The organism is Streptomyces sp. NPDC047853 (assembly GCF_043204535.1).
Taxonomy (GTDB): domain Bacteria; phylum Actinomycetota; class Actinomycetes; order Streptomycetales; family Streptomycetaceae; genus Streptomyces.
The window spans coordinates 734,416-750,462 of sequence record NZ_JBIDCI010000001.1; the positions used below are offsets into that span (position 1 = coordinate 734,416).

At 74.4% G+C, this 16,047-nt stretch carries 17 protein-coding genes; 1 reads left to right on the top strand and 16 read right to left on the bottom strand.

Going from position 1 to position 16,047, the window contains the following annotated elements; all coding sequences use genetic code 11:
• Positions 1–146: 146 nt before the first annotated feature.
• The 6 genes from ACGF5T_RS03420 to ligD form a co-directional block, all read right to left on the bottom strand.
• A complete protein-coding gene (locus ACGF5T_RS03420; RefSeq protein ID WP_361016801.1) occupies positions 147–1,619 on the bottom strand; it encodes a penicillin-binding transpeptidase domain-containing protein in 1,473 nt (490 codons plus the stop codon).
• A 16-nt stretch (positions 1,620–1,635) separates the two neighbouring features.
• Positions 1,636–3,009: an FtsW/RodA/SpoVE family cell cycle protein gene (locus ACGF5T_RS03425; RefSeq protein WP_356604532.1), complete on the bottom strand. Its 1,374-nt coding sequence runs from the start codon at positions 3,007–3,009 to the stop codon at positions 1,636–1,638.
• A gap of 43 nt (positions 3,010–3,052) precedes the next feature.
• Positions 3,053–3,451, bottom strand: coding sequence for an SH3 domain-containing protein (locus ACGF5T_RS03430; protein ID WP_361016798.1), 399 nt, complete (start codon positions 3,449–3,451; stop codon positions 3,053–3,055).
• A 147-nt stretch (positions 3,452–3,598) separates the two neighbouring features.
• A complete protein-coding gene (locus tag ACGF5T_RS03435) occupies positions 3,599–4,843 on the bottom strand; it encodes a HAMP domain-containing sensor histidine kinase (RefSeq protein WP_356604536.1) in 1,245 nt (414 codons plus the stop codon).
• Positions 4,840–5,646: a hypothetical protein gene (locus ACGF5T_RS03440; protein WP_366766140.1), complete on the bottom strand. Its 807-nt coding sequence runs from the start codon at positions 5,644–5,646 to the stop codon at positions 4,840–4,842. Before ACGF5T_RS03440 ends, ACGF5T_RS03435 begins: the two co-directional genes overlap by 4 nt.
• Before the next feature lie 189 nt (positions 5,647–5,835).
• Entirely contained in the window at positions 5,836–6,717 is an 882-nt protein-coding gene (gene ligD, locus ACGF5T_RS03445; protein WP_361016792.1) for a non-homologous end-joining DNA ligase, read from the bottom strand.
• Between the two features lie 55 nt (positions 6,718–6,772).
• Here ligD and ACGF5T_RS03450 point away from each other — a divergent pair, with 55 nt between their 5' ends.
• A complete protein-coding gene (locus tag ACGF5T_RS03450) occupies positions 6,773–7,870 on the top strand; it encodes a Ku protein (protein ID WP_356604542.1) in 1,098 nt (365 codons plus the stop codon).
• Between the two features lie 34 nt (positions 7,871–7,904).
• Here the strand turns inward: ACGF5T_RS03450 and ACGF5T_RS03455 are convergent, their stop codons facing one another.
• From ACGF5T_RS03455 to ACGF5T_RS03500, 10 genes are all read right to left on the bottom strand, one after another.
• Positions 7,905–8,444, bottom strand: coding sequence for a hypothetical protein (locus ACGF5T_RS03455; RefSeq protein WP_366766141.1), 540 nt, complete (start codon positions 8,442–8,444; stop codon positions 7,905–7,907).
• Positions 8,445–8,651: 207 nt separating this feature from the next.
• Positions 8,652–9,395: a DUF4142 domain-containing protein gene (locus ACGF5T_RS03460; RefSeq protein ID WP_366766143.1), complete on the bottom strand. Its 744-nt coding sequence runs from the start codon at positions 9,393–9,395 to the stop codon at positions 8,652–8,654.
• Positions 9,396–9,504: 109 nt separating this feature from the next.
• Positions 9,505–9,939: a PPOX class F420-dependent oxidoreductase gene (locus tag ACGF5T_RS03465; protein WP_361016787.1), complete on the bottom strand. Its 435-nt coding sequence runs from the start codon at positions 9,937–9,939 to the stop codon at positions 9,505–9,507.
• Between the two features lie 202 nt (positions 9,940–10,141).
• Positions 10,142–10,477, bottom strand: coding sequence for a TcmI family type II polyketide cyclase (locus ACGF5T_RS03470; RefSeq protein ID WP_356604549.1), 336 nt, complete (start codon positions 10,475–10,477; stop codon positions 10,142–10,144).
• Positions 10,478–10,522: 45 nt separating this feature from the next.
• Positions 10,523–11,002 carry an SRPBCC family protein gene (locus ACGF5T_RS03475; RefSeq protein ID WP_356604551.1) on the bottom strand — a complete coding sequence of 160 codons (480 nt, stop codon included), beginning with the start codon at positions 11,000–11,002 and terminating at the stop codon, positions 10,523–10,525.
• A 1-nt stretch (position 11,003) separates the two neighbouring features.
• Positions 11,004–11,273 carry an acyl carrier protein gene (locus tag ACGF5T_RS03480; RefSeq protein WP_356604553.1) on the bottom strand — a complete coding sequence of 90 codons (270 nt, stop codon included), beginning with the start codon at positions 11,271–11,273 and terminating at the stop codon, positions 11,004–11,006.
• Positions 11,274–11,448: 175 nt separating this feature from the next.
• Positions 11,449–12,729, bottom strand: coding sequence for a ketosynthase chain-length factor (locus ACGF5T_RS03485; RefSeq protein WP_356604555.1), 1,281 nt, complete (start codon positions 12,727–12,729; stop codon positions 11,449–11,451).
• Positions 12,726–13,997 carry a beta-ketoacyl-[acyl-carrier-protein] synthase family protein gene (locus ACGF5T_RS03490; protein WP_356604556.1) on the bottom strand — a complete coding sequence of 424 codons (1,272 nt, stop codon included), beginning with the start codon at positions 13,995–13,997 and terminating at the stop codon, positions 12,726–12,728. The genes ACGF5T_RS03485 and ACGF5T_RS03490 overlap by 4 nt, the downstream gene beginning before the upstream one ends.
• A complete protein-coding gene (locus ACGF5T_RS03495) occupies positions 13,994–14,461 on the bottom strand; it encodes a cupin domain-containing protein (RefSeq protein WP_356604558.1) in 468 nt (155 codons plus the stop codon). Before ACGF5T_RS03495 ends, ACGF5T_RS03490 begins: the two co-directional genes overlap by 4 nt.
• Before the next feature lie 125 nt (positions 14,462–14,586).
• A complete protein-coding gene (locus ACGF5T_RS03500; RefSeq protein ID WP_356604560.1) occupies positions 14,587–15,819 on the bottom strand; it encodes a SchA/CurD-like domain-containing protein in 1,233 nt (410 codons plus the stop codon).
• Positions 15,820–16,047: the final 228 nt, after the last annotated feature.

Below are 16,047 nucleotides of genomic sequence, written 5' to 3' on the forward strand. Positions count from 1 at the left end.
GTCAATCCCCTGGGCGCAAGTTGTCGACCGCGAGCAGGGACGTGCGGGGGCAACGAGGTCCGCAGGGAGAACGCGTACGGCGTCGGCCGTGCGTCCGTCATCCACCGAACGTCAGGTCGGTGTCCCGCGTCTCGGTACCCCGCGTCTCAGCCGGTGTGCGTCCCCCGCCCGAGCGCGGCCTCCATCACCGCCCGCGCGATCGGCGCCGCCAGCCCGCCCCCGCTGATGCCGTCCCGGTCCGCGGCCGAGCCCTCGACCACCACCGCGACCGCCACCTTCGGCTCCAGGTCCCGCTCACCCTGCGCCCAGGAGACGAACCAGGCGTACGGGGTGCCCGAGTTGCCGACCCCGTGCTGCGCGGTGCCGGTCTTGCCGCCGACGAGGGCACCGCGGATCGCGGCGTTCGCGCCGGTGCCCTTCTCGACGACGCCGGTCATCAGCTCCTTCAGCCGCGTCGCCGTGGCGGGGCGCATGACCTCCCGGATGGGCCGCGACCCGGCCGTCGCCACCAGGCTGCCGCCCGCCCGCTGGGTCCGCTCCACCAGGTACGGCGAGCGCACCTGCCCGCCGTTCGCCACGGCCGCCGCCACCATCGCCATCTGGAGCGGCGTCGCCCGGGTGTTGTACTGCCCGATCGACGACAGCCCGAGCTGAGCCCGGTCCACCGAGGTGTCGAAGGTGCTCGGCGAGACGGCGAAGGGGATGCGCAGCCCGGCGTCGTTGAAGCCGAAGGCCTCCGCCGTGGCCGCCATGCGACGCACGCCCACGTCCACGCCGAGCTTGGCGAACACCGTGTTGCAGGACCACTCGAACGCCTCCCGCAGCGAGGCGTCCCGGCACCCTTCGGCCTCGTTCGTCAGCCTGGTCCGCGTCCCGGGGAGCGTGTACGGGTCCGGGGAGCGGGTCGGCGCGTCGAGGTCCCGGACCACGCCCGCGTCCAGCGCCGCCGCCGCGGTGACCACCTTGAAGGTCGACCCCGGGGGATAGGTGCGGCGCACGGCCCGGTTGAGCATCGGCCGGTCCGGATCGCCGTTCAGCCGGTCCCAGGTGCGGGTGGCCGCCGTGCCGTTCCCGGACAGCGACTGCGGGTCGTACGACGGTGTGGACACCAGCGCCAGGACGCGGCCGGTCGACGGCTCGATCGCGGCCACCGCCCCCTTGTGCCGGCCGAGCCCCTCGAACGCCGCCCGCTGTGCGGCCCCGTCGATCGTGGTCACGACGTCGCCGCCCGCGTTGCGGGTGCCCGTGACGTCGTTCCAGAGGGGGAGCGGCGCGAGCAGCGGGTCGGCGCCGGACAGCAGGCCGTCCTCGGCGTGCTCCAGCAGGGTCGTGCCGTAGGCCTGCGAGGCGAAGCCGGTGATCGGCGCGTACATCGGCCCGTCCGCGTACGTCCGCTCGAAACGCAGGTGCTCGCCGGTGTCCCGGGAGCCGGTGACCGGCTCGCCGCCGACCAGGATGTCGCCCCGCGGCTGCTGGTAGCGGGCGATGTCGGGGCGGCGGTTGGCCGGGTTGCCGTCGTACTGCGGGGCCTGGACGATCTGCACCCGGGCGGCGTTCACCACCAGCGCGACCAGCAGCAGGGCGCAGAAGACGGCGGCGTGCCGGATGTGCCGGGTCACCGGAGCCGTTCCGTTCTCACGGCGCCACCCGCCCGTCGGCCTGGCTGCGGGCCGCGTGGCTGACCCGGATCAGCAGCGCCACGATCGCCCAGTTGGTGACGACCGACGACCCGCCCTGGGCCAGGAACGGCATCGCCATGCCGGTCAGCGGGATCAGCCCGGTCACCCCGCCCGCGATGACGAAGACCTGGAGCGCCACGATCGAGGAGAGGCCGACCGCGAGCAGCCGGCCGAAGGGGTCGCGTGCGCCGAGCCCCGCCCGGTAGCCGCGCTCCACCAGCAGGGCGTACAGCAGGAAGATCGCGGTCAGGCCGAGGAAGCCCAGTTCCTCACCGGCGGTGGCGAGGATGAAGTCCGACTTGACGGCGAAGCCGATCAGGACGGAGTGCCCGAGTCCGAGGCCCGTCCCGGTCACGCCGCCCGCCGCGAAGGCGAACAGCGACTGGGCCAGTTGGTTGGGCCCGTCGCCCGCCTCGATGGACGCGAAGGGGCGCAGCCAGTCCTCCACCCGGCTGTGCACGTGCGGCTCCAGCCAGCCCACGGCGACCGCGCCCAGCGAGGCCAGCAGCAGACCGACGGCGATCCAGCCGGTGCGGCCGGTGGCGACGTAGAGCAGGACGACGAAGAGGCCGAAGAACAGCAGCGAGGTGCCGAGGTCGCGCTCTAGGACCAGCACGCCGACGCTGACCAGCCACACCGCCACGATCGGGCCGAGGACCCGGCCGGTGGGGAGCTGGAGCCGCCACACGCGGCGTCCCGCGTACGCCAGCGCGCTGCGGTTGGCGGCCAGGTAGGAGGCGAAGAACACCGCGAGGAGCACCTTGGCGAACTCGCCGGGCTGGATGGAGAAGCTGTCGATCCGGATCCAGATGCGGGCGCCGTTCACGGCCGGGAAGAAGATCGGCACGGTGAGCAGGACGAGCGCGGCGGCGACGCAGACGTAGGAGTAGCGCTGGAGCACGCGGTGGTCGCGCAGCAGCAGGACCACCACGATGAACAGGGCCACGCCCAGCGTCGACCACACCAGCTGGGCCGGGGCCGCCCGGTCGCCCGGCGTCTCCAGGTCGAGGCGGTAGATCAGCACCAGACCGAGGCCGTTGAGCAGCACGCCGATGGGCAGCAGCAGCGGGTCCGCCCAGGGGGCGCGCAGCCGTACCGCCAGGTGGGCGAGGAGGGCCAGTACGCCGAGCCCCGCGCCGTAGCCGGCGGCGCCGGGCGGGAGGGTGCCGTGCTGGGCGAGGCCGACGTTGCAGTAGCCGAACACCGAGAGCAGCACGGCCATGACGATGAGGGCGAGTTCGATGCCACGGCGCCGGGGGAGACGGGCGACGGGCGCGGGCGTGTCCGCCTGGGCCACGGTGATTCCGGTTCCGGTTCCGGCCTTGGTCATGTCCGGAACTTACCCATATGAGGGGGTGTGGGGGTGGTCGGCGTCAGCACCAGCGCGGCGCGGGTCCGATGGTGTCGCCGGGGGTCTTGCACCGGATGCGGAGCGTCTCGCCCCGGTGGGCGTACCGGGTGACCTGCCCGCCCCGGGTCGGCGAGGTACGCAGGGGGAGCCGGTCGGCGGTGACCACGCCCCAGTGGCGGCCCTGCTCCTGGCGGCCGCCGCCCCCGCCCCAGTCGCCGCCGTCTCCGTTCCCGTGTCCGTTCCCGTCACCGTCGCCCCCGGAGGGCTCGGCGGAGGCGCCGTCGGTGCCGGAGCCGCCCCGGTCGTTCCGCGCGGCGGCCGGCGTCACGGCCACGGTGGTGGCGAGCGCCCCGGAGGCGACGGCGACGGCGACACCCCGGGCGGCCGGTGGGCGCGAGGACGGCGCGGAAAGCAGGGGCATGGCAGTACCTTCCGGAGCGAACGGGTCTTCAGATGACTAACCGCCACATTAGGAGCGCCCTGTACGCACCGCTCGCCGCACTGCGCCATCGGGGAACGGCCGGCCGGATCGCCCGGACACCGGTGTCGCACCGGGCGGCCGCCGCGGTCACCGGTGCCGAGGAAGTGTCAGGGTCGCCAGCGCCCCGCCGCCCGGCGGGTTGGCGAACTCCAGCCGGGCGCCGAGCACCTCCGCCTGCCCCAGCGCGATCGTCAGACCGAGCCCGTGCCCCCTCGCCCCGGCCTCGGTGCGGAAGCGCTGCGGCCCGTGGGCGAGCAGGTACTCCGGAAAGCCGTCCCCGTGGTCCCGCACGGTGATCACCGGCCCGTCCACGGTCAGCGTCACCGGCGCCCGTCCGTGCCGGTGCGCGTTCACGACCAGGTTGCCGAGCACCCGCTCCAGCCGCCGCCGGTCGGTCTCCACCCGCGCGTCCCGTACGACGTCCACGCGGGTGTCGGTGCCCGCGCCGCGGACCACCCGCACGGCCAGCGCGCCGAGCGCCTCCGGGTCCGCCTCCGGCCGCTCCCGCCCGCTGTCCAGCCGGGAGATCTCCAGCAGGTCCTCGGTGAGCGTGCGCAGGGCGTCCACCCGGTCCCGCACCAGCTCGGTCGGACGGCCCGGCGGGAGCAGCTCGGCCGCCGCGTGCAGGCCGGTGAGCGGGGTGCGCAGCTCGTGCGCGACGTCCGCGGTGAAGCGCTGCTCGGCGAGGAGTTTGCCCTGGAGCGACGACGCCATGGAGTCCAGCGCGGCGGCGACCGACGCCACCTCGTCCTGCGGGCGCCGCGGATCGCCGGCCCGGGGGTCGTCGACCCGTGCGTCGAGGTCGCCCGCGGTGATCCGCCGCGCCACCCGGGCCGTCGTGTGCAGCCGGCGCGTCACCCGCGTCACCGCGAACGCGCCCACCAGCAGCGTCGCCCCGATCGCGAGCGCCGACGACCCCACGATCGCCCGGTCCAGACCGTCGATGGTGCGCTCGCCCTGGGTGTGGTCGACCCGCACCGCGAGCGCCCGGCCACCGGCCGCGGGGCCCGCCGCCCACATCGTGGGGCGTCCCTCGTGCTCGGCGGCCATCGTGCCCCGCCGGCCCGACACGGCCAGCTCCCGCAGCCCCGGCGGCAGGCCCGGCGGATCGACGCCGGCGCTCCGCCGCAGCGGGTCTCCCGCCTCGTACGCCCGCGTCGCCTCCGCCAGCCGGGACAGGGCGGCCTCCCGGGCCTGGCCCACGGTCTGGTCGGTCACCGACACGTGCACCAGCACGCCCAGCAGCGCGGCGAGCGCACAGCACATCACGGTGATGAAGACGGCGGCCCGCACCGCGAGCGATCCGGCCCACCGCGGGAGGCGGAGCCTCACCGGGTGCTCGCCGAGGGCGAGGCCGACCGGGACGGCGAGGCGGACGGCGACGCGGACGGCGACGCGGACGGCGACGCGGACGGACGTCCGGTGGGCTGCCCGCTCCCGCGCGTGCGCAGCATCTCGTCGCTCGTGAGCAGCATGGCCCGCTGGTCGGCGTCCCACGTCCACTGGAGCCGGTACTCGTAGCCCGCGACCTCCGAGGGCGAGCGGACGATCACCGCCCGGCCGGCCAGCTCGACCGCGCTCACGGCGTCGTCGTAGGACATGACCCGCACGAGGCGGTCCCGCTCGACGGTGTAGACGCGTACCGCGGTCAGCTTCTCGGGCAGCAGCGCGAAGCCCAGTGCCATCTCGGGGCGCCCGTCGCCGGTCAGGTCGCGGTAGTACGGCCTGAGCACCGGGCACCGGCCGCGCACCCGCGCGACACCGCCCGGACCGCAGTCCGCCATCCGGCGGGCCGTCTCCCGGTACGGCGCCCCGGCGTCCTCGTAGTCGTCCGGGTGCGCGGCGATCTCGGCCCGCACGACGGCCACCGGGTCCACCTCGCGGATGTCGCCGCCGGGCACGTCGACGCCCTTGACGACCTCGTTGTCCACCTCGCCGATGTCGTAGGCCGGGCTCGACGCCGGTGTCAGGTCCGGCCAGAGCAGGGCCGGGCTCCGTGCGGCCGGTGTGGCGCCCGCGCTCCGCAGCCCGCCCGAGTCGCCGCAGGCGCCCAGCGTCCCGGCCGCGGCCGTCACCAGGAGCAGCGCCAGGGCGGCGGGGACGCGGGCGGGGCGCTCACGGCGGCTCGGGAGCACTGCACTCCTGGGGTTCGGTCGTCAGGCGGCCGGCGTCGGTGTTCCGCCGGCCTGTTCCGTGCGGGAGTCCATCTTGCGGGTGCGGGCGCGGGCCGGGCCACTCGGCCGGGCCCGGGTCCCCACGGGTGAGGAGCTGCCGGTCGGGAGGAGGGCAGCGGGCGCCGGCCCCGGACGCCTGGCGCTGGCGCGTCAGGGCAGTTCCGCCGCCCGCCGCCGCTCGAACAGCGGCGCCAGCAGGTCGCCGAAGTCCCGCACCCGCGGCCCTACGTCGTCCGGGCGGAAGACGAGCTGCTCCGCCCGCCCGCACCCGGCCACCTCGTCCCATGTCACCGGAGTGGAGACCGCCGGCACCGAGCGCGCCCGCACGGTGTAGGGGGCGGCCGTGGTCTTGCGGGCGGCGTTCTGGCTCCAGTCCACGAACACCTTGCCCGGCCGCAGGCTGCGCGTCATCCGGTGCACCACGAGCCGCGGAAGGGCCCGCTCCGCCTCCACCGCCAGAGCCTTCGCGTACTCCGACACCCGCTCCGACGACGCCCCCCGCACCCCCGCCAGCAGGTGCAGCCCCTTGGCCCCGGACGTCTTGGCGTACGCCTCGATCCCGTCCGCCGCCAGCCGCTCGCGGAGCCACAGGGCGACCTCGCAGCAGTGCACGACGGTCGCGGGCGCCCCCGGGTCCAGGTCGAAGACCAGCCGGTCGGCCTCGGCGGGGTCGTCCGCGGTCCACTGGTGCGTGTGGAACTCGGTCACCAGGTTCGCCGCCCACATCAGGCTCGGCAGGTCCTGCACCAGCACCATCCGCGCCGGTCCCTCCGACCGGGGCACCTCGGCCGTGGTGACCCAGTCGGGCGTACCCGGCGGCACGTTCTTGGTGAAGAACACCTGGCCGTCCGGACCGTCCGGGTAGCGCAGGAAGGAGACGGGGCGGTCCCGCAGGTGTGGCAGCAGCACCTCCGCGGTCGTCGCGTAGTAGTGCAGCAGCTCGCCCTTGGTGAGCCCGGCCGCCGGGTACAGCACCTTGTCCAGGTTGCTGAGGGCGAGCCGTCGCCCCTCCACCTCAGTGATAGGCGCCATACCATGAGAATCTCACGAAATATGGACAAATCGCCCGACAGGAAGGGTGCGGCACGTGCGATCCATCTGGAACGGCGCCATCTCCTTCGGCCTGGTCAGTATCCCGATCAAGCTGATGAACGCGACCGAGAGCCACTCGGTCTCCTTCCGCCAGATCCACACGGAGGACGGCGGCCGGATCCGCTACCGCAAGGTGTGCGAACTGGAGGACCGCGAGGTCACCCAGGACGAGATCGGCAAGGCCTACGAGGACGCCGACGGCTCGATGATCCCGATCACCGACGACGACCTGACCCAGCTGCCGATCCCGACCGCGCGGACGATCGAGATCGTGGCCTTCGTGCCGGAGGAGCGCATCGACCCGCTCCAGATGGGCTCGGCGTACTACCTCGCGGCGAGCGGCGCGCCCGCCGCCAAGCCGTACACGCTGCTGCGCGAGGCGCTCAAGCGCAGCAACCGGGTCGCCATCGCCAAGTTCGCGCTGCGGGGCCGCGAGCGCCTCGGCATGCTCCGGGTCGTGGGCGACGCCATCGCGATGCACGGCCTCCTGTGGCCGGACGAGGTACGCGCCCCCGAGGGCGTCGCCCCCGACGCCGGCGTCACCGTCCGCGACCAGGAGCTGGACCTCGCGGACGCGCTGATGGACACGCTGGGCGAGATCGACCTGGACGACCTGCACGACGAGTACCGCGAGGCGCTCGAGGAGGTCATCGCCGCGAAGGCCGCCGGCGAGACGCCGCGGGAGGCGCCCGAGCCCGCGGCGCCGGGCAAGGTGCTGGACCTCATGGCCGCGCTGGAGAGCAGTGTGCGGGCGGCGCGCGAGTCCCGGGGCGGCGAGGGCGCCGGAGCGGCCGAGGAGGCCGAGGTCAGGTCCCTGCCGCGGCGGACGGCCTCCTCCCGGCGGGCCCCCAAGGAGACCGGCGGCAAGAAGTCCACGTCGGCGGCGGCGAAGAAGCCGGCCGCGAAGAAGGCGGAGGCGAAGAAGTCCACGGCCTCCGCCACCGGGAAGCCGGCCGCGAGGTCGGGCCGGGCCGCCAAGAAGACGGCGGACCCGGGCACCGCCAAGAAGGCGACGGGCAAGGGCGCGACGACCCGGGGCACGGCCTCCAAGGGCACCGCCAAGAAGACGGCGTCCCGCAAGCGCAGCGCCTGACCCCCCGTCGGCCGGGCGGCTCCCCGGTGCGCCGTCAGCCGTCGGCTGTCAGGCGGGTGGTGGACGCGTGGGGGAGCGCGGAGGGGACGGGCACGAAGACCGCGGTGCTCGCCGGTCCCGTCGCCGTCGGCGCGAGGGTGGCGGCCGTGGACGGCACCGGGCTCTCCGGGCGCCGCCCGATCGTGTCGGCGGGCCCACCGCCCGGAGTGCCGCCGCCGGCGGAGAGCTGCGACCACGCGGTCAGGGCGAGGGCCAGTGCGGCGGCCGTGCCGATCACCCGGCCGGTCCGCCGGAGTCGGGCACGGGTGTCCAGCTCACGCCAGGCCGGGCGGGCCCACGGGTCCTCCGGGTGCCACGGCTCGCCGACCCCGGCGGAGGCGGGGCCGGCCCACGGTCCGGCGTCCGGGCCGCCGCCGTCCGGGAGCCGCTCCCGCGCGGAGGGCTCCCTCGGGGCCGAGGCCCGGATGGCACGCTCGTCGTCCTGGAGGAACCTGCGCCACACGTCCTCGGGCACGGGCGGCACGCCGTCCGGCCCGTCCGGTGCGGCGCCGCTGTCGGACCCGTAAGCGGTCATGGTCCCGTCCCCCTCTCCTCGTCCGGTCCACTTTTGCACAGGGGGAGACGGTCGGGCGGGGGCCGCCGTTCCCCCGGGACCGGACCTGAGTGCACCGCACCGCGGCCGAGGGGGCGGCGCCACCGCCGAGGGGCGCCGGCGCACGGCCCGCAGAGCCCGACGGTCACGAGGGCCCCGCGCACCGCCCGACGCGTCGGCCCCCGGCGGTCACGGCGCCGGAGAGGGCGTGGGCGTCGGGGCGGCCGTCTCCACGTCCAGGTCGGGCCGCGGCTTCAGCACCAGCACCCGCTCACCCGGCTGCGGCGGGGGCGGGGTGACCCTCTCCCGCGGCAGCTTCGCCGGGCCGGTCTGCTGGAAGGTGACCTCGTCGTACTCGACGAGCCCGGTCCTCTCCAGCACCGTGATGTGGTCCAGCACCGTGTCGTTGGCCAGGTCGGCCAGTTGCCGCACCAGCGTGTTCTTGGTCGTCGCCCGGATCTTGGCGATCGCCGGGAAGATCTGACCGTGCGTCACCCGCATGATGTTGACCGCCGCCGAGTCGAACTCCCCGCCGCTCTTGGCATCCACCGTCGACACGAACCCCTCCTGCTGCGGGGAGGCCCGGTTGGGCAGGGTGATGCCCAGCTCGGGGGAGATCTCGCGGCACATCGCGTCCAGACCGGCGTGCCCGACGACCAGGTGCTCGCCGGCCGTCTTCATCGCCTCGGTCGTCCCGCGCTCCATCACGATCTCGCCCAGCGGGTACTCCCACAGCCCCGCGGCCCGGACCTTGACCACGAAGTCGCGGTCGGCCTCCGTGAGCGGCCCGAACTTCGTACTGGCGATGACCCGGTCCTGATTTCCGTCGGCCTTGTCCAGACCGAGCATGGCCGGGAAGGCCAGCGCGGTGAGGGTCAGGGTCATCGCGCCGATCAGGACGACGACTCCGATCCTGCCGCGGGACAGGCGCATGATGCCTCCAGGGGCGACGCGAGAGACTCGCACGGATACTCGTACGCCAGGAGGTACGGAAACGGCGGGCGGATCTTTCACCGCCCGGGCACAAATCTCAAGCGCCCGCTCAGCCGATGTCGGCGCCGTACACCCGCTCGACCGCGAGGGTGAGGAGCACGCGGCGGTCGGACACCATCGTCGACCGGTACTCGTCCCAGTCCGGGTGCTCCCCGGCGGCGGCACGGTAGTACTCCACCAGCGCCTCCACCTCCGGCCCGTGCGGGTCGGTGCCCGGCCCGGTGAGGGTCACCACGCCCTCGGCGGTGGCCCAGGACCGCCCGTCCGGGGCGGTCACCTCCAGGGCGGCCCGCGGGTCGCGGCGCAGGTTCGCCGTCTTGGCCAGCCCCTCGCGGGTCGAGACGCGGATGACGCCGGCCCGCGGATCGTAGGCGGGCATCACGGGGGAGAGCTGCGGGCGGCCGTCGGACTTGATCGTCGCGAGCACGCCGAGCCGGCTCTCGGCGAGCAGGGCGTGCGGGTCGAAACGCGGTGTGGTGGTCATGCGCCGATCATCACCCGCCGCCGGGCCGGCTGTCCCGCGAACCGGCCCCGCGCCGGACACCGCTCGGCACCTGGGGGCGCACCCCCGTCGGGACCAGGCTGTGTCACGCCAGGGTGCACCCCGTCGTGGACACGGCCGCGCCCCGGGGCCGTCCGACGGAAGCCGGACGACCCCGGGGCGGGATGCGGGAGGTGACGGAACGTCAGCCGACGGCCGGCCGCTCCCACCGGTAGAAGCAGCGCGCCATCGCGTCCTTCGGACCGCGCCAGGTCGCCGGGTCGTACGCCGAGACGTACGGCTCCAGCCGCTCGCTGACCTGGCGGAACTCGGGGTGCCCGGTCAGTCGGCCGATGGTCGGGGCCGGGTCCTCGTCGCTCTCGATGAGGTGCAGGTACACACCGTCACCGAACTCGAAGAGGCTGCGCCGGTTGACCCCCACCAGGTGGGGCAGCTCGCCGCTGTCGGACTCGGCGAACACCTTCGCGATGTCCGGTGCCGCGCCGGGTGCCATCCGGGCGACGATCAGGGTGTGGTGCATGGGCAGGGGCCCTCCGTCGGTGTGGTCGGTCTACGCGGCCGGGTCTCAGTCGGCGAGCACCGAGGCGGACCGCCGCTCGCCCGCCGCCTGCTCGATCCGGTCCCGGATCAGGGCCATCTGCGTGCGGGAGTTGCGGTTGATGTTGTCCGTCATCCAGGCGTCGTCCACGGGCGCGTCCGGCTTCATGGCGAAGTCCTGGACCCAGCGCATCCGGGTGCCCTCGGCGGTCTCCGTGTACTCCCAGACGATGTCCATGTACTGGAAGGGACCGGTCTCGACCCGGTGGGCGCGGACGGTACGGGTCGTGGGGTCGGCGACGCGCTCGGAGACCCAGCTCCACACCTTGCCGTCGGCGTCCGGGTGCATGGTGAGCCGGAACGTGACGCGGTCGCCGTCGCGCTCCAGCACGTCCACGGAGGCGTACTCGCTGAACAGCCGCGGCCAGTTGTCGATGTCGTTGGTCATGTTCCAGACCAGCTCCATCGGCGCGGCGATGGTGATGTCGTTCTCGGTGTGGCCTGCCATGTCACACTCCCGTCTTCAGGGCGCCGTTGATCAGCGCGAGGAAATCCGCGGGCGTCTTGCAGCGCTCGGCCTGCTCCGGCAGACCCAGCCCGTACCGCTTCTCCAGGTCGGCCACGATGCCCAGCAGGCCGAGGGAGTCCAGACCGAAGGTGTCGAAACCGGCGTCGGCCTGCTGCTGGAGGGTGACGGGGTCGACGTGCACGCCGGCGGTGCGCTTCATCAGCGCCGACAGCTCTTCGACGGTCACCTGGTAGTCCACTTGGTCGGTCATGCGAGGTGCTCCTTCACTCGGTCGGCGCTCGCCCGAAGGCGGCGCCCGCTCGGGGTTCGCGTTGGTCTTGCCGGTCCTCGCCGGTCATGGGCCACGGCCACGGTCAGGGTCACCGTCACCGTTCACAGGGGCGTCCGGCACCGGCCGCCGGGCCCCGCGACCGTCCGGCCGTCGGTCACCGGTCCGTGGACGGCACGTCGCCCTGCCGCAGGACGAGCGCCGCGTTCGATCCCATGAGTCCGCGGCTGAGGATCAGGGCCGTGCGAGGCTCGGCGGGGCGGGCCCGGCCGGCCACCACGTCCAGGTCGTGACAGACGTCGAGGACGTGCGGGGTGGGCGGGATCAGCCCGTGTTCCATGGCGAGCACCGCGGTCGCCACGTCCAGCACCGGTGCCGCGCAGTACGCGCGCCCGGTCCCGGTCTTGGGCGCCGTGACCGGCACGCGCCGGGCGTGCGGACCCAGCGCGTCGGCCAGGGCCTGGGCCTCGGCCCGGTCGGCCTCCGGGACGCCGAGGGCGTCCGCGAACACCACGTCGACCTCCTCGGGCCGGCAACCGGCCTCGGCCAGCGCCCCCTCGATCGCCCGCGCCAGCCCTTCCCGTGACTCGGCCCAACGGGAGGCACCGGTGAAGGTGGCCGCGTGTCCGGCCACCGTCGCCCGTACCTCCGCGCCGCGCTCGTGGGCCGCCGCCGCCCCCTCCACCACGAGCACGGCACCGCCCTCCGCCGGCGCGAACCCGCAGGCCGCGCTCGTGAACGGACGGTAGGCGCGGTCCGGTTCGGTGGCCCGGCTCAGCTCGGGGTAGCCCAGCTGGCACACGATCGAGTACGGAGCCAACGGCGCCTCCGTCGCGCCGCAGATCACCGTGTCGGTGCCGCCCCGCACGGCCAGGGCCGCGTGGGCCAGGGCGTCCAGGCCGCCCGCCTCGTCGGCGGCCACCACACCGCAGGGCCCCTTGAAGTCGTTGCGGATGGAGACCTGACCGGTGCTGGCCGCGTAGAACCAGGCGATCGACTGGTACGGGCCGACGTACCGCGAGCCCTGGCCCCACAGGTTCTGGAGTTCCCGCTGCCCGAACTCGCCGCCGCCCGAACCCGCGGCGGTGACCACCCCGACCGAGTACGGCGACTCGATGTCGGCCCGCCCGAACCGCGCGTCGTCCAGCGCCAGTTGGGCGGCGGAGAGGGCGAAGTGGGTGAAGCGGTCGGTCTGGACGAGATAGCGCTCCTCGACCGTCTCGGCCGCGTCGAAGCCCCGTACCTCGCCCGCGACCCGCAGCGGCAGGTGGTCGCAGCCCTCCCGGGTGACGGGCCCCAGGCTGCTGGCGCCGTCCGCGGTCGCCTTCCAGAAGGCCTCCACCCCGACACCGTGCGGGGACACCACGCCCAGCCCGGTGACGACGGCCCGCCTGCTGTCCGCGTCGTCGCGGCGCCTGGTCCCTCGTGGTCCGCTCATCGCAGCCCTCCTTCGCAGCCGCTGAGCACGACCGCGGACTGGAAGCCACCGAAGCCGCTACCCACCGACAGCACGTGCCGCAGCGTCCGCTCCCGTGCCTCGCGCGGCACGTAGTCCAGGTCGCACTCGGGGTCGGGGGTCGTGTAGTTGGCCGTGGGCGGCACCACCTGGTGGTGCATCGCCAGCACGCACGCGGCCAGTTCGATCGAGCCGATCGCGCCGAGCGAGTGACCGACCATGGACTTGATCGAGCTCATCGGCGTCGCGTAGGCGTGCTCACCCAGCGAGCGCTTGACGGCGGCGGTCTCGTGCCGGTCGTTCTGCTGGGTACCGGAGCCGTGCGCGTTGACGTAGTCGATGGCGGAGCCGTCCAGCTCGGCCATGTCCAGCGCCGTGTCGATGGCCCGCGCCATCTCCAGGCCCTCCTTGGTGAGCCCGGTCATGTGGTAGGCGTTGCCGAAGGTCGCGTAACCCGAGACCTCGCAGTACACGTGCGCCCCGCGGGCCCGGGCGTGCTCCAGGTCCTCCAGGACGAGCACGGCCGCGCCCTCGCCCATGACGAAGCCGTTGCGGTCGGCGTCGAAGGGCCGGGAGGCGTGCGCGGGGTCGTCGTTGTTCGGCGAGGTCGCCTTGATGGCGTCGAAGCAGGCCATGGTGATCGGCGATATCGGCGAGTCCGCCGCGCCCGCCAGGCACACGTCGACCCGTCCCTCGGCGACGGCGTGGTACGCGTACCCCACCGCGTCCAGGCCGGACGTGCAGCCCGTGGAGACGGTCTGCACCGGCCCGCGCACGCCGAACTCCTCGGCCACGGCCGACGACAGCGTCGCCGGGGTGAAGGCCCGCTCCAGGGCCGGCCCGGCCTGTCGCTCGTCCACGTCCCAGCGGGAGCCGCGCTCGCTGACCAGGACGTAGTCGTGCTCCAGCCGGGTCGTGCCGCCGACCGCCGTGCCCAGCGTGGCACCGGCCCGCCAGGGGTCCTCACGTGCCAGGTCGAGGTGCGCGTCCCGCACCGCCTCGGCGGCGGCGACGAGCGCGAACTGCACGTACCGGTCGCTCCGCTGGACGGTGGCGATGTCCAGCCCGTGCTCGGAGGGTTCGAAGTCGCACTCGGCGGCGATCTGCGACCGCAGACCGGCCGGGTCGAAGAGGGAGATGCGGCGCGTCGCCGTACGGCCTTCGGAGAGCGTGCCCCAGAACTGGGGCACGCCGATCCCGCCCGGGGCGACGACGCCTATGCCCGTGACGGCGACCCGACGCCGGTTCATGACACCGCCTCGGCGGCGGTGGCGGGACGCTCGTTCCCGGCGCACCCCGCGTGGCCCTCGTGCTGGAGCGGGTTGCCCGCCGCGTCCTCGGTGTCCACGTGGCCGAGCTCCGGCCGCGGGGCCAGCGGCCCCAGGTGGAAGACGAGGCGCGCCTCGGTGGCCCCCACGTTGCGGAAGCGGTGCCGCACGTCCTGCGGGATCAGCACCCCCTGTCCGGTGGCCAGGGTGTGCGCCACACCGTCCAGGTCCACCTCCAGCGCACCCTCCGTGACGTACACGAACTCCTCGGAGTACGGGTGGTAGTGCTCGGCGATGCGGTCGCCCGGCTGCACGATGGCCACGCCCATGAAGCCGCTGGTGGCCCCGGCGGTGGTGGGCGTGAGAAGGGCGCGGAGGTCTCCGCCGCGGCGGCGGTTGGGGGCGATGTCGCCGAGGGAGACGATGCGTACCTGCTGGTCTGTCATGTCGTTCACTCCGGGGAGACGGGAAGTGGGGGTGGGTCGGTCGGATCCGCGCGGACCGGCGGGCGCGCCGTCGAGCCCGGTCCACCCGCGCGGTCGGTGCGCGGGGCGCGTGGATCGGGGAGGGGTCAGGGGGCGGGTGAGCGCCGGTCGGTCACGAGCGTCATCCGGGCCCGCGCCAGCAGCTGGACGAGGGTGCGCTCCTCCGTGAGGAGCCCGTCCACGCCGGCCGCGGCGGTGTCCAGCAGCCGCTCGGCCACGGCGACCCCGGCGGCCTGCGAGCCGCCGGCGGCGTCCGGGGAGCCGTGCAGGCCGAGGACGAAGGCGGGCGCCCGCTCCGGGTCGCCCTCCACGTCGACGAGCCGCACGACGAGGTCGTCGCGGTGGAACACGGTGGCCGAGCGGACCGGATTGCCCGGGGTGTGCAGGGCGGCCGCGTCCTGGCGGGCCAGCAGCCGCGCCAGCTCGGGACCGGCGCCGGGACGGGCCGGGTACAGAAGCGCCACCCGCCGGAAACCGGCACCGTCCGTGTCGACGGACGACGCGTGGTGGACGGCCGGCATCGCGGCCCGCGTGAAGAACCGCCGGGCGTCCCGGGGGTCGCGCAGGTCCCGCTCCTGCTCCAGGTACGGGTTGAGGGCTTCCTCGACGGCCCGCACCGCGGGCTGTCGGGCGACGTGGCGCAGCGCATGCTGCAGGTCGCCCTGCACCTCCACCGCGCGCACCACCCGGTTGCCGTGCAGGAAGACCGAGGTGCGCAGCAGTCGGCCGGACTCGTCGACGCGGGCGTCCGGAGCCGCGTAACCGGCCAGCAGTCGTGTGACCTCGTCCTCGCTCCCGGAACGCACGGTGAAGGTCAGGGCGTGCCGCACGACGTTGTTCCCGATCCGGACGGCGGCGTTCGGCGGTTCACCGGCCGCGACGGGCGCGGACCGCTCGCCCGAGGTCTCCCGCAGCACGCTGTAGCGCAGGGAGTGGGTGTCGCGGACGTAGTCCTGGAGGGGCTCGACGGTGTCCAGGTGGTCCTCGCTGTTGACCCAGGCCAGGAACGGCTCCGCGCTCTCCCACTCGCTGGTGAGCAGCCACTTCGTCGGGTTGTCGACGGCTTGGCACAGCTGGTCGCTGACATGGCCCTGGACGGCGGCGACCCGGTCCCGGATGCCGTCGTAGGCGTTCAGGAACTCCTGTTGCTTGCCGTCGTGGATGTCCAGCATCAGGACGACCCGCACGCGTGATCCGTCGAACGCGGATACCGACACGCCGCCCGCGTCCGCGGCCACGGCGGGCGAGGCCGCCGCGGCGTCTGTGGTCAGGGCATCTGCCGACACGGTATCCGTCGCTACGACGGGATAGACCGTCATCCGGCCCACCTCTCCTCCGGGAACTTCCTCGTGGACTGGGGGCGATCGTCGCGGCGTGCGCCATGGCTCCGGCGTGGTGCGGCGGTCGCAGTAAGCACGATCGTGAGCCGTGCCCGCGGGGACCGCGAACCAGGAGGGTTAAGCGGGTGAAGCATGCGTCGCCGTGGGCCTCACCGGGCCGCAGGGGGCATGCATGGAAGTCCCCGGCGCGATCGGTCGCCGGGCGAG

Coding starts and splice junctions, on each gene's coding strand:
- ACGF5T_RS03480 (WP_356604553.1), bottom strand. CDS start 11,273: ATGACCGACCAAGTGGACTACCAGGTGACCGTCGAAGAGCTGTCGGCG.
- ACGF5T_RS03455 (WP_366766141.1), bottom strand. CDS start 8,444: ATGACCGCTTACGGGTCCGACAGCGGCGCCGCACCGGACGGGCCGGAC.
- ACGF5T_RS03425 (WP_356604532.1), bottom strand. CDS start 3,009: ATGACCAAGGCCGGAACCGGAACCGGAATCACCGTGGCCCAGGCGGAC.
- ACGF5T_RS03500 (WP_356604560.1), bottom strand. CDS start 15,819: ATGACGGTCTATCCCGTCGTAGCGACGGATACCGTGTCGGCAGATGCC.
- ACGF5T_RS03470 (WP_356604549.1), bottom strand. CDS start 10,477: ATGCACCACACCCTGATCGTCGCCCGGATGGCACCCGGCGCGGCACCG.
- ACGF5T_RS03460 (WP_366766143.1), bottom strand. CDS start 9,395: ATGCGCCTGTCCCGCGGCAGGATCGGAGTCGTCGTCCTGATCGGCGCG.
- ACGF5T_RS03430 (WP_361016798.1), bottom strand. CDS start 3,451: ATGCCCCTGCTTTCCGCGCCGTCCTCGCGCCCACCGGCCGCCCGGGGT.
- ACGF5T_RS03485 (WP_356604555.1), bottom strand. CDS start 12,729: ATGAGCGGACCACGAGGGACCAGGCGCCGCGACGACGCGGACAGCAGG.
- ACGF5T_RS03475 (WP_356604551.1), bottom strand. CDS start 11,002: ATGGCAGGCCACACCGAGAACGACATCACCATCGCCGCGCCGATGGAG.
- ACGF5T_RS03465 (WP_361016787.1), bottom strand. CDS start 9,939: ATGACCACCACACCGCGTTTCGACCCGCACGCCCTGCTCGCCGAGAGC.
- ACGF5T_RS03495 (WP_356604558.1), bottom strand. CDS start 14,461: ATGACAGACCAGCAGGTACGCATCGTCTCCCTCGGCGACATCGCCCCC.
- ACGF5T_RS03490 (WP_356604556.1), bottom strand. CDS start 13,997: ATGAACCGGCGTCGGGTCGCCGTCACGGGCATAGGCGTCGTCGCCCCG.
- ligD (WP_361016792.1), bottom strand. CDS start 6,717: ATGGCGCCTATCACTGAGGTGGAGGGGCGACGGCTCGCCCTCAGCAAC.